Below are 13,389 nucleotides of genomic sequence, written 5' to 3' on the forward strand. Positions count from 1 at the left end.
ATATTTATTTACTGTAAAATCAAATTATCTTTATACAATCATTTAATATATACAACTCAACCTCGCGCCCCTACACCTCTTACCATCGTTCACTTTAAATGTATCCTCTTTCTTATGTGACAAATTTTTTAAAGCAAAAGTTCCTCCTCACCTTTCTCTATATTTCGTGATGAGTTCTCTTTTTCATGTCAAAATAATGATGAGAGATGGTTTTATCAAGTATTGTTGTCTATACATGAAAAATGTGTATAAAAATATCGTTTTTTACAATTCATTCATAGGCATCCATCTATGGACAGTTTTTCCAAAATGAATTGTACATGATTTCTTTCTCGTTAGATAGCCTTTTCAATTAGATTAATATCACAATTTTATGAGTAAAATCCAAAAATCGTAATGTTTTTATTTTAAACGTTTAATGCTATTTCAAAATAAATCCTTTTCCGTGTAACCACTCATCCTCAATTTCACCGGTTAAATGGAACCCAATTGATTCATATAATTTTTGCGCGAGTTTGTTTTCTGGATGTATGCTTAAATACATAACTTTGCAATTATATTCTGTTTTAAAATGCTCCATTAACAAACACAATAATGGTTTTGCATACCCTTTTCCTTGGCATGCACTATCGATGACAAATTGATTTAAATATACAGCCTTTTCTTCTTCCTCAAACCAGCCATACATTGCATATCCAATAGGTATATCAGCATCATATAGACCTACTGAAACTGCATCTTCTTTATATTTTGTTTCAGCATCAACTAAACAATTTCCAACTGTACTTTCAATAAATTTATGCTGTTCTTCTGTTACTTTTAAGTTAGCAATTTCATGCCGATTTTCTTTCGTTATTTCACAAATACGAAGTTTCATTTTTTATCTCTCTTTCTAATTTCTTGTTTTCATTATACCGTACAGATCAAAACATTAATGCTGGCGATGTAAGAAATCCAAAGCATGCAAAAAAGCACTGGCAAACGCCAATGCTTTTTCCACTATCTTTTAATTTGATTCGGTTTATGTGGTTCATTTGGTGTATAGGGTTTATTTGGTTTATTATCATGACCATTTGCTTTTTTCCAACTTACCGCCAACTCTGGACTTGTTTTCTCTTCACTACGCTCTAATAATACAACTGCATTTTGAATTGTCGGTGTTCCTTTATGTGCAATTCCTTGTAGTTTCGTTAAATTCCCTGATACTTTAAAGCTAAATCCACCCGATGGTGTTTGTTTCGGAATTAAAATGCGGAACTTTTCTCCTACATTAAATTCTGTTTTTCCCTCGCCTTTTTCATTTACGAACTTCGCGCCTTCTGGTGCACCTGTTGCTTGTACTTTATACGTTCCGCTTTTTGCATTTGTTTGCACTGTATATAAACCAGTTTCAAAAAACTCATCTTTTAATACGGCTTCTTGTTCTTCTGACGGTATTACACTCATCGTAATTTCTTGTAAATCTTCACTAGCATTGGCTTTTTCAACTATAGCTTTCGTTACTTTTTCTACATTTTTATTACGGAAATCTAAATCGTTAATATCAATTTGTTTTAACGCATTCCACACCGCAAGCTGCGTTGCGTAATGTGCCTCTCTCCAATCGGAAACACCTAATTCTTGTGGGCTCTTCTGTGGATACCCGTTTAATAGTACACGATATACGTTAATATCTACTTTACCCATTTCAGGTAAGTCTTGGCCGCTCGGAGATTTCAAATCTACATTTAAGCAAAAAGCAATTTTGCCATCTGCTGTTTTAATAAGCTCTGTTCGAATTGGTTTTTTCTTTGACTTACTATAACTCCAATCCATTTGATACTTCGTGTGATCCATAACCTCTGCGGATGCCTTTTGAAGTGGGAATAATAAGTTCGCAAATACAAATAAAACACTCAAAAAAGCGGCCATTAGCTTGAACGATCGTTTTATATTCATGTCTACAACCCCTTATAAAATAACAAATTTACTACTATGTATTATTTAGCTAGAAAAGTTTTTTATGCATAGACAAAACAAAAAAGAGTGCAAACTTTTTTGCACCCTTTGAACTTACCTCTATTAGAAATCAAAGTTATCAGGATCTGGACCAACGCGGTGGTTCTGATTTAAAGCATCAATCTTTTCCATATCTTCTTTTGTTAATTCGAAGTCGAATATATTAGCATTCGCAATAATACGCTGTTCTTTCGTTGATTTCGGAATCGTTACAACTTCATTTTGAAGATCCCAACGTAAAATGATTTGCGCTGTTGTTTTACCGTACTTATCAGCAACTTCTTGTAAAGTTTCATTATCTAATAATTGCCCTTGCATAAGTGGTGACCATGCTTCCATTTGGATTCCTTGTTCTTTACAGAAAGCTTGTAGTTCTTTCTGCGTTAAACGCGGGTGATACTCTACTTGGTTAATCATCGGCTTAATTTCCGCACCTTCCAGTACGTCTTTCAGATGATGGATTTGGAAGTTACTTACGCCAATTGCACGCACGCGTTCTTCTTTATAAAGTGTTTCTAACGCTCTCCACGAATCTTTATATTTCCCTTCAACAGGCCAATGGACAAGATATAAATCTAAATAATCTAGTTCTAATTTTTTTAAGCTCTCTTCGTATGCAGCAAGTGTCGTTTCATATCCTTGATCTGCGTTCCACACTTTTGAAGTAATGAATAAATCTTCTCGAGAAATTCCTGCTTCTTTTATACCAGCGCGAATGCCTTCTCCAACTGCTTTTTCATTTCCATAAATCGCAGCTGTATCAATGCTACGGTATCCTTCTTTAATGGCTACTTTCACAGCCTCTACAAGTTCCGGTCCATCTTCTACTTTAAATACACCTAAACCGAACCAAGGCATTTCCACACCGTTACGCAATGTTGTTTTACTTTGTAAATTTTTCATTATATTTTTCTCTCCTTTATTTTGCTTGATCTCTTTTTTCTAAGTTCATACTCCAAGCTGTTAAAATAACAGCGCCTACTACCATAATGCCGCCTACCCAAGCTGTATGAATTAATCCTAACGAGTTCGTTACAATACCGCCCAAATAAGCCCCAAGAGCAATTCCTGCGTTAAATGCTGCAATATTCATTGCTGATGCGATATCAACGGCACTCGGCACGAAACGCTCAGCCAATATAACGACATACACTTGTAGTCCTGGAACATTCATAAACGCGAATAGCCCCATAAAAATAATTGTGATAAGCCCCGCTACTTGAAACGGCGCTGTAAATGTTAGTACGAATAATACAATTGCTTGAATAAAGAACATGTAAAATAGTGCACGAATTGGATTATGATTCGATAATTTTCCGCCGACCATATTCCCAATCGCAATTGCAATCCCGTACACTAACAAAATGATTGTAACGGTACTCGATTTAAATCCTGTTACTTCTTGTAATAGCGGAGATAAATACGTAAATGTTACGAATGTTCCTCCGTATCCTAATGCAGTAATGACGAAAACAAGTAAGAGTCTTCCGTTCGTGATAAGTTTGAATTGATCACGAAATGATACTCGTGTACCCTTTTTTAAGTTAGACGGAATTAACATGCTGTTTGCGACTAAGGCAACAATTCCAATGACCACAATCACCATAAAAGATGCTCTCCAGCCAAATTGTTGACCAATAAACGTTCCAATTGGTACACCTGTAATCGTCGCAACAGTTAAACCAGTAAACATAAATGCAATTGCACTTGCACGTTTATTCTCTGGTACAAGCGCAGCCGCAATTGTGGATCCGATCGACATAAAAACGCCATGTGCAAACGCAGAGACAACCCTCGCGATAAGTAACACAGTAAAACTTGTTGCCACTGCCGCAATTCCATTACCAATAATGAAAATAATCATAATCCACATTAATAACGTCTTTCGCGACATACTAGCTGTTAATGACGTTAATACTGGGGCACCAAACGCTACCCCTAATGCATATAAAGAAACGGTTAAGCCCGCTGTTGTAACAGAAACATGTAAATCTTCCGAAATAGATGGTAATAAACCGACACTAATAAACTCGGTTGTACCAATTCCAAATGCACTAATTGCTAGCGCTAATAAAGCAAACATACTTCTTCGATTCGTCTGAACAGCCGAAGATGATACTGCATATGAATTCAATTGAATTCCTCCTTAATGCGAGAAATCCAATCATAATAGTGTGATAAAAAGGCCTTTTTATCTTCTACAAAAATAATGTTACTGCTGATATATGCTATTATGAATGGCTTCACTCTTTTTTTGAAGAACGCACTTTAAAGTACGATAGGTACCAAAAAGTAACATAGGCACTTTTTAGTACCGTACTACTCATTTCCCTCTTACGTATGCTATTATGGAACATATTCAACATGATAAAAAGTACGTACTTTAAAGTGCTATAGGTACTTTTTAGTAACATTTAAATTATTTGGCTTCTTTTGTTGGAGAACTGAAATCTACATTCATCAAAGGAGATTTTTATATGAAGAAATATAATATTCCCGTTGAAGCGACTTTAGAGGTTATCGGCGGAAAATGGAAAGTCGTTATTCTTTGCCACTTAACGAAAGGTACAAAGAGAACGAGTGAATTAAAACGTCTCATGCCTGGTATTACACAAAAGATGTTAACACAGCAATTACGCGAATTAGAAGAAGACGGAGTTATTCAAAGAAAGGTATACAATCAAGTACCACCGAAAGTAGAATATTCTCTTACAGACTACGGTTGGTCTTTAGAATCCATTCTTGATTCTCTTTGTACTTGGGGCGAATGCCACCTTGAAAAAAGCGGTAACACATCAATGCTAATTACAGAAGGTGAACAATAAAAAAAGGAAAAAATGAACATAAATTTGTCCATTTCCTCCTTTTTTTCTTTATATATATGTACATTTTTAAGATAGATAAAATAATTTATGCGCTTTCATACCTTGTCATTACTAGGTTACGGGCTCAATATCAAATAATTAGGAATCATTTTTATGTTAACATACGTGTATATAGTATATAATATAGGATATATATTATATACACTTTCCGATAAGGGAACTTTCCATTATGCGGACAAGCCATGTATCGGACAGTTCATAAATAATAGGTAAGACGTTATGGTTTTAAATTTATGTTTTCAGCCTACTTGCTGTCATAAATTTAAAGGCATTTTATTGTGTTTTGTGAAACTTTGTATAAAGTTTCGTAAACGGTTACTATCTTACTTATAAAAAATAAGAGTATTGCTATCGTAAAGGAGAATTGGAGATGCCAGAAACTATGACTCAAACAAAGCCAGAACAAGAAACTGTACAAATTTCTGCTAGCCAAGGACAACTTGATGTACTTGATCAGTTGTTAAAACCTGAGGTACAAGAATCATTAACAACACTAGTGGAACAGCTTCCAAAATTAACTGAGCTTGTTAACATTTTAACTAAGTCTTATGACTTCGCTCAAACTGTTGCTACTGATGAAGTATTAAAAAACGACACTGTTAGTGCAATCACAGAGCTTGTAGAACCTGTAAAAGATACAGTGAAAAGCATGGCTGCAACTGCTATCGAAGCGAAAGATCGTGCTGACGAAAGCAACGAAGTTATCGGCCTGTTCGGTCTATTAAAATTACTAAAAGACCCACAAGCACAAAAAATGTTCCGCTTTGTGAACGCATACCTTCAAATTAGTGCAGAACGTAATAATAAATAATTTTACTTATAACAACAATTAGTAAAGACGGGGGATAACATACTATGTCAAAACAAATTGTCATCTTAGGCGCTGGTTATGGCGGTCTTCTTGCCGCTTTAAACGTACGTAAATATTACAGCAAATCAGAAGCACAAGTTACAGTGATCAACCAATACCCAACACACCAAATCATCACTGAACTACACCGCCTTGCAGCTGGTAACGTTGCTGAGCAAGCAATTGCAATGCCACTTACAAAGCTTTTCAAAGGCAAAGACATCGATCTTAAAATTGCAACAGTTGAGTCATTCTCAGTTGATAGCAAAGAAATCAAACTAGCTGGTGGCACTACGCTATCTTACGATGCACTTGTAGTTGCTTTAGGAAGTAAAACTGCTTACTTCGGTATTCCAGGACTAGAAGAAAACAGCATGGTATTAAAATCTGCTGCTGATGCAAACAAAATCTACAAACACGTTGAAGACCGTATTCGTGAATACGCTAAAACGAAAAACGAAGCTGATGCTACAATCGTAATCGGTGGTGGCGGATTAACTGGCGTTGAGCTAGTTGGTGAGCTTGCTGACATTATGCCTAAACTTGCAAAAAGCCACGGCGTAAATCCAAAAGAAGTTAAACTTCTTCTTGTTGAAGCAGGTCCAAAAATCCTTCCAGTATTACCAGACCACTTAATCGAACGTGCAACTGCTAGCTTAGAAGCACGCGGTGTTACATTCTTAACAGGTCTTCCTGTAACAAACGTTGCTGGTAATGAAATCGACTTAAAAGACGGTCAAAAAATCGTTGCTAACACATTCGTTTGGACAGGCGGCGTACAAGGTAACCCATTAATTGGTGAATCAGGTCTTGAAGTAAACCGCGGTCGTGCAACTGTTGATGCACATCTACAATCTACTTCTCACAAAGACGTATTCGTTGCTGGAGACAGCGCTGTTGTCTTCTCTCCAGACGGTCGTCCATACCCACCAACTGCACAAATCGCTTGGCAAATGGGTGAGTTAATTGGATACAACTTATACGCAGCACTAGAAGGCAAAGCATTCGAAGAGTTCGCACCTATCAACTCTGGAACACTTGCTAGTCTAGGACGTAAAGATGCTGTTGCTACAATCGGAGCAAGCAATACTCCGCTTAAAGGTTTACCAGCATCATTAATGAAAGAAGCAAGTAACGTTCGTTATTTATCACACATTAAAGGTCTATTCAGCTTAGCATACTAATCTGAATATAAGCCCGAATCATGCCCTGCATGGTTCGGGCTATTTTTATCCCGCTATTTGCGGGCTGATAATCAGTGGGGATGAACAAAACCCCCCACTGATTAAAGTTTCACTTTATCCGTAATTTTCTCTAACTTATTTATTCGGCAAAAGAATAATATAACCTCTTTAATTATCAAAATATACTGACTTTTTTATGTCGAAATTGTGTATATGAAAAGAGCGGAAGTAGATATCTTCCCTACTTCCGCTCTTTCACAAGAACTATTCTCCTAATTCCACTAAGCTGTAGTTCTTCTTCCCTTTACGAATAATGATGAATCGTCCATCAAATGAATTTTCTACAGTAACATCCCTACTGACATCCGTTACTTTTTCACCATTCATAGATATAGCCCCATTATTAATATCTTCACGAGCTTGACGTCTAGAAGGTTCAATTCCTAAATCAACTAGCCACTCTACGATATTTTTCGTCTCTTTTGAAGATTGGAATGTCGGCATCTCTTTAAAGCCTTGTTCAATTTCATCAGCTGTTAACGACTTAATATCTCCGCTAAATAACGCTGCTGTAATTTTCACTGCCTGTAAAAATGCTTCTTCTCCATGAACGAATTTCGTCATTTCTTCCGCTAATACTTTTTGTGCTTCACGTTTATGAGGCTCTGTTTCTACCTTCGCTACTAATTCATCAATTCGCTCTTTCGTTAAGAACGTAAAGTATTTCAAGTATTTAATTACATCACGGTCATCTGTATTCACCCAGAACTGGTAAAATTCAAACGTTGTTGTCTTTTCCGGATCAAGCCAAATAGCACCACCTGCTGATTTACCAAACTTCGTACCATCTGATTTTAATAATAATGGAATCGTTAATCCGAATACTTTCGCTTCATGACCTTCTAACTTACGAATTAAATCTAGACCACTCGTAATATTTCCCCATTGATCACTACCACCAATTTGCAATTGAACATCTTCTTTTGTGTATAAATGATGAAAATCCATCGCTTGCAAGATTTGGTACGTGAATTCTGTGAAAGAAATCCCTGTATCTAAACGACTTGCGACAATATCTTTCGCTAACATGCTATTTATGCTAAAGTTTTTTCCGTAATCACGTAAAAACTCGATAATGTTTATTTTATGTGTCCAGTCATAGTTATTTACCATCTTCACTTCGCTATTCCCGCCAAAGTCAAATAGCTTTTTCATTTGCGCTGTTAACGCATCTACATTATGCTGCACCACTTCTAAAGTTTGCAGTTGACGCTCTGATTGACGTCCACTTGGATCACCAATTGTTCCTGTTGCCCCGCCAATTAAAATAACCGGATGATGGCCAGCTAATTGAAATCTTTTCATCATCATGAACGGAATCAAATGTCCGATATGCATACTATCACCAGTCGGATCAACTCCGCAGTATAGTGAAATCTTTTTCTCTTCTACTAACTTACGTAAACCTTCTTCATCAGTCTGCTGATTCACAGCACCGCGCCATTCTAATTCATCAATAATATTCATCTTTTGTCATCCCCTTTATTTTTTTGAAAACAAAAAAGCCCCTATGTCTACAATAGACATAGGGACGATTATTCACCGTGTTACCACCCAGTTTGCATAAATAGCATAGCTATTCATACCACTCTTAGCAATAATATCGATTGCTAGTCCGCTTAGCGTTACCTAAGATACTCCAGAGTGTAATTCACAAGTTTGTTTGTGCTAGGTTCCAGCAACCCCTAGCTCTCTTTAATAACAGTGACAAACTGCTACTGGGCTCTTTCAACGTATATTTTATTTGTTAAATTATTAGCCATTATATTGAATCCAAATCAAATTGTCAACAATACCCAAATGTTATTTCGAAATAATTCATACTTTTATACGTTTTTTATTCAAAGATTACTGTAGATCTTCTCCAATAATCCTTACTTCTCTCTCTAATTTCACACCGAATTTTTCTTCAACAGTTGTTTGTACGAAATGAATTAAATCGATATAATCTTGTGCAGTTCCGTTATCAACATTCACCATAAATCCAGCGTGTTTTAAAGAAACTTCAACTCCGCCAATTCGCTTACCTTGCAGTCCTGATTCTTGAATAAGCTTACCCGCAAAATTATTTGGTGGACGCTTAAATACACTGCCACATGAAGGATACTCTAAAGGTTGTTTTGATTCACGCTTATACGTTAAATCATCCATCTTTTCCTTAATCTCTTCACGCACACCTTCTTCAAGTTCAAACCTCGCTTCAAGAATAATGTAATGATTGTTCGCAAATACACTCTTACGATATCCAAATTCAAATGCATCTTTCGTTAAAGTACGTAGCTCTCCATCACCTGTCATTACGACAGCTTCTGTTAGCACATATGCAACCTCACCGCCATATGCACCAGCATTCATATATAACGCTCCGCCAACTGAACCTGGTATACCACAAGCAAACTCAAGTCCTGTTAAACAGTGATCTAATGCAATTCGTGACACATCAATAATTGCTGCACCACACCCCGCAACAATCGCTGTCCCTGTTACAATAACATTTGTAATATGAATTAAACTTACTGTAATCCCGCGCAGACCACCGTCTTTAATAATAACATTAGAGCCGTTTCCTAAAAACGTAACTGGAATATTGTATTGATTCGCATACTTTATAACTTCTTGAATTTCATCATAATTCGTAGGAGAAACGAACACATCCGCTTTCCCGCCCACTTTAATATGCGTATGATTCTTTAACATTTCATCTTGCTTCACATGACCTTCAGGCAATACTGTACTTAAATATTTATAAACCTCGTGCATATTCATTTTACGATTCCTCTATTTCTATAATCTTTTTATCCCGCTATATACGGGTCCATAATATCCCCACATAAAAATGCATTACAAAACAACAGCTAACGTGGTGAATACAGTGTACATAAAGCACACCTATAAACCTCTTAAATTATAAGAGGTTCCACTCATATTAAAATATATATCGCATAATAAAGCAACCCAAATGGGCTACTAAACTTGACATGTAACCATATAGACAACAATTTGTAAAATATATAGGCTTTTCAAAGTAATACCCTTCAATATCTTACTATACCATACGAAAGAAAAGTGGTATTTTTTTGTAATCTTTACTTTATTTTCATCAATAAAAAAGAGCACATCCCACAGAATGTGCCCTTTCTATACTTTTTAACTTATTTTTCGTTCTCTTCTTTTTCCTTATCAAACCATAATAGCTCATCGTCATCAACTTCACCATTATAATTGATTAGAATCTCTTCTCCCGCTTTTATATCTTTGTAAGCAAAGAAGTTAAACGTATGATTCTCGAAGACAATATCATACGTTGCATTCGGATTATATGCATGATTAAATAACATGCCGTATCCTAACAGGAATGCCGTATGATTTACCCCATACTCAAATGCGTAGTCAGCAAGTAACGTTTTCTCAATGTGTTCATGCTGTTCATTCGGATAAGAGATAACTGGTGCTGAGTGTATCAACTCACCCTTTTTAATATCACGAGTTGCAAATACACCTCTATTAAATTCTCCATCACTAAGTTCAGAAGTCTTAACTTCAATCATATGCGTCACCTATATATTTCTTTCTTCGAAGTATTTTTCTCCTTAAGCTTGGCAGAAAATGCGGAGAAAAGCAATTAAATTCCTACCAAGTGGTCTTTTTCATCGATATTACTTTTCTAAAATATCTTCTAGCAACTTCACTTGCTCGCTAACAGTATGTAACGTCTTCACCGATGTATCATTTCGATGCTTTTCTTCTTCAACACTCGCTAACACTTCTTCCGTAGCTGCAGAAGTTTGTTGAATTACGTTAGAAGCATGTGTAACGTCCTTTACGATATTCGTCGTTTTAGCTTGGAAACTTTCTTGATGACCAACAATCTCCCTCATTACATCATTAATCGCATCAATAAACTTCCCTAAATCCGTTACATTCGTCAAAACACTTGCTAACATTTCGTTACATTCTTCTTGTACTCTTTCTGACTTCTCTACCTGCACTTCTACTTTACTTGCTTGATTACTAAACTCCTTCAAAATTCCTTGAATTCTCCCCGCAGAACGATTCGATTCTTCAGCAAGCTTTAATACTTCATTCGCTACAATAGCAAAACCTTTTCCATGCTCGCCTGCCCTTGCAGCTTCAATATTTGCATTTAAAGCTAGCAAACTCGTCTGACTTGAAATATTCGTTATTACATCTACAATTTCATTAATTTGTTTCGATTGTGTCATTAATTCTCTAAATATCGTTCCTGATTGTGAAACAACATCATTTAAACTTCTCATGTTAGCTTCAAAATTTCTTAAAGTATTTACACTACCCTTTGAGATTTCCAAACTTTTATCAACACGCATCGACGCATTTCTTACTTGAGAGATGATTTGGTCAATATTTCCCTCCATATCATTCAATACTTCTACTGAACGTGACATCATCTCTGATTGCGATTGAGTTCCCACTGCTACTTCTTCAAAAGCAAAGTTAATTTCACTCATTGACTCCATCGATGTATTCATATTTTGTCTTAAATGATTGAAATTACTATCTAGTTTCACAACTGTTCTCTCAATAAGCCTTTGCGTTTCTTCTAACTCCTGAGCTTTCTTCATCACCGCTTGCTTCTCATCACTTAAACGAGCCAACAGATTAGAACCAATCTTCGTTACACCCCACATTGCAATCGTTACAATCGCTAACAAGCTTGCGAAATTTGCAGCTTCAGATGACGCTGTATACGCAAAAAATTGATTTGGCCAATAACTACAAAGTATAAATGTAACAACAACTGCTACCCCGCCAAGAATTAAAATAAGACGTTCACTCAAATAAATAAGTGAAACCGCTAATGTAAAATAGACCATTTGAAATACAGCTGGGCTTTCATTAAATGCTTGTACCATAATGAAAGACATAATAAGTAGCATACATGTCATGATGTATTTATACATTGCTTCCATACTTTCTATAAAAGTAAGCAGCGTTCCAAATACTACGATAGAAATACCACACATCCAAAATGCTATTGCTCTCTCTGTAAAAATATATCCGTAATACCCAATCGCGATTATCCCAAGGAAGAAACTAAACATCGTGATAAATAGCAATAAATGATTTTTCTGTGATTCTTTCTCAAGGTTAGAAAAACAAGTTCTCTTTAACCACTCCATATATGAAGCCCCACCTTCTACTCATACGTATCGATTACTTCAGCTTGAATACCGCACTCACTGGGTTATGATCGCTATTTTCAAACTTCAAATCTTTCCCTTGTACATTTACAATTTCAACATTCGGTGAAACGATAAAGCCATCAATAATCGTGACGAAATTTTCACCTTCCTCATATTTCTTCACATCATCTCTCACAGTCATAACAGACGGATCTACAGCCCACTTAAAGCCACCATCAGTAAAGTCCTTTGGTAACTCTACTAACCACTCAGGACGCTCTTTCACGAACTTCGGATCACTTAACTGAGCGTTAGAAATTAATTGATTCCAGTCTCCGCCCATTATTACATAATCACCATTTTTATAATGCTTGTTCATATATTCTTTTAAATACTCCACTTGCTGCTTTCTAATTTTTCCGCCTTCATCATAAGCAGACAAATGTAAATTTACGAGTCTAACAAATTTCCCATTATTAACAGGAATTTTATGTTCAACAATCGCTCGGTCTAAATCAAATAAACGCTTTGGCCACGGCTCCATTCCAGGAAGCTGAAATCTCTTCGCTGTTTGAACCGTATATTTAGAAAATGTACTTAATCCAGCTTCAGCATATCCCATTGGACTTGTGATTGGTACAGGAACCCATTTTGTATCATAGTTCTTTCCGAACGAAGAAGTATAATCAGGCAGTCCTTTTTTCAAAAATTCATGCCCATTTACATCAAATGATCGCATTGATTTTATATCTACTTCTTGTAATAGCGCAAAATCACTATTCTCATTTTGTAAAAACGAAAGCATATTCTTTAAGTTAGTTTCCGTTTGTTCTTTACTACTTGAACCAGACCCTTTTCCCCCATCCATAAAGAAGTCTTGATCCTTATCTAGTCCAGCATATCCAATATTAAATGTTGTAACTTTAAATTCATTTTCATGCGCAATTACGCGCTCCTTATTGTTTTCCACCTTCAAGCTTATAACATCAGCCGGCTGTTCTTTTGTAAGTGTCATATAAGCTAAAAAACCACCTACAACTCCCACACCTACTAAAATACATATAAGTACTATTTTTAATAACTTTTTCAAATAAACGACTCCTTTTCTAAAACATACGATTTTACTTTTCTTTATTTTCAGTTAAATAAAAAAATGACAGACATACGAAATATTTTATCACATTGAAAACCTTATATCACTATATTTAGTTTATAAGTAAGTATTCCTTATCTTAAACTATTATATAAAT

12 protein-coding genes and 1 other annotated feature are annotated in these 13,389 nt (G+C 35.8%); of the genes, 3 read left to right on the top strand and 9 right to left on the bottom strand.

Translation table 11 applies throughout. The features are described from left to right. Nucleotides 1-421: 421 nt before the first annotated feature. From QCI77_RS25725 to QCI77_RS25740, 4 genes are all read right to left on the bottom strand, one after another. A complete protein-coding gene (locus QCI77_RS25725; RefSeq protein WP_353825628.1) occupies nt 422-877 on the bottom strand; it encodes a GNAT family N-acetyltransferase in 456 nt (151 codons plus the stop codon). Nucleotides 878-999: 122 nt separating this feature from the next. Continuing rightward, entirely contained in the window at nt 1,000-1,938 is a 939-nt protein-coding gene (locus QCI77_RS25730) for a thioester domain-containing protein (protein ID WP_353825629.1), read from the bottom strand. A 123-nt stretch (nt 1,939-2,061) separates the two neighbouring features. Continuing rightward, nucleotides 2,062-2,901, bottom strand: a complete 840-nt coding sequence (locus tag QCI77_RS25735; protein ID WP_113769689.1) for an aldo/keto reductase — start codon at nt 2,899-2,901, stop codon at nt 2,062-2,064. Between the two features lie 16 nt (nt 2,902-2,917). Further along, complete coding sequence (locus QCI77_RS25740) at nt 2,918-4,081, bottom strand: MFS transporter (protein WP_215587972.1); 1,164 nt, start codon at nt 4,079-4,081, stop codon at nt 2,918-2,920. Between the two features lie 394 nt (nt 4,082-4,475). Here QCI77_RS25740 and QCI77_RS25745 point away from each other — a divergent pair, with 394 nt between their 5' ends. The 3 genes from QCI77_RS25745 (at nt 4,476) to QCI77_RS25755 (ending at nt 6,917) form a co-directional block, all read left to right on the top strand. Further along, on the top strand, nt 4,476-4,823 hold the full coding sequence (locus QCI77_RS25745; protein WP_000760478.1) for a winged helix-turn-helix transcriptional regulator: 348 nt from the start codon (nt 4,476-4,478) through the stop codon (nt 4,821-4,823). A gap of 430 nt (nt 4,824-5,253) precedes the next feature. Beyond that, the gene (locus QCI77_RS25750; protein ID WP_002124127.1) at nt 5,254-5,694 is read left to right on the top strand and encodes a DUF1641 domain-containing protein; all 441 of its coding nucleotides are present in this window, start codon (nt 5,254-5,256) and stop codon (nt 5,692-5,694) included. 44 nt (nt 5,695-5,738) lie between these two features. Next, nucleotides 5,739-6,917, top strand: a complete 1,179-nt coding sequence (locus tag QCI77_RS25755) for an NAD(P)/FAD-dependent oxidoreductase (protein ID WP_002016002.1) — start codon at nt 5,739-5,741, stop codon at nt 6,915-6,917. 264 nt (nt 6,918-7,181) lie between these two features. Here the strand turns inward: QCI77_RS25755 and tyrS are convergent, their stop codons facing one another. The 5 genes from tyrS to QCI77_RS25780 all read right to left on the bottom strand — a co-directional run bounded on the left by tyrS (nt 7,182) and on the right by QCI77_RS25780 (nt 13,229). Beyond that, nucleotides 7,182-8,444 carry a tyrosine--tRNA ligase gene (gene tyrS, locus QCI77_RS25760; protein WP_353825630.1) on the bottom strand — a complete coding sequence of 421 codons (1,263 nt, stop codon included), beginning with the start codon at nt 8,442-8,444 and terminating at the stop codon, nt 7,182-7,184. Nucleotides 8,445-8,501: 57 nt separating this feature from the next. Further along, nucleotides 8,502-8,718: a binding site (T-box leader), on the bottom strand. A 107-nt stretch (nt 8,719-8,825) separates the two neighbouring features. Beyond that, entirely contained in the window at nt 8,826-9,743 is a 918-nt protein-coding gene (murB, locus tag QCI77_RS25765) for a UDP-N-acetylmuramate dehydrogenase (RefSeq protein ID WP_113769687.1), read from the bottom strand. Between the two features lie 386 nt (nt 9,744-10,129). Then, nucleotides 10,130-10,525, bottom strand: a complete 396-nt coding sequence (locus QCI77_RS25770; protein WP_000573650.1) for an SET domain-containing protein — start codon at nt 10,523-10,525, stop codon at nt 10,130-10,132. A gap of 108 nt (nt 10,526-10,633) precedes the next feature. Continuing rightward, nucleotides 10,634-12,136, bottom strand: a complete 1,503-nt coding sequence (locus tag QCI77_RS25775; RefSeq protein WP_353825631.1) for a DUF4077 domain-containing protein — start codon at nt 12,134-12,136, stop codon at nt 10,634-10,636. A gap of 34 nt (nt 12,137-12,170) precedes the next feature. Continuing rightward, nucleotides 12,171-13,229: an endonuclease/exonuclease/phosphatase family protein gene (locus QCI77_RS25780; RefSeq protein ID WP_353825632.1), complete on the bottom strand. Its 1,059-nt coding sequence runs from the start codon at nt 13,227-13,229 to the stop codon at nt 12,171-12,173. Nucleotides 13,230-13,389 lie beyond the last annotated feature (160 nt).

The organism is Bacillus cereus group sp. MG9, assembly GCF_040459995.1.
Lineage (GTDB): Bacteria > Bacillota > Bacilli > Bacillales > Bacillaceae_G > Bacillus_A > Bacillus_A mycoides.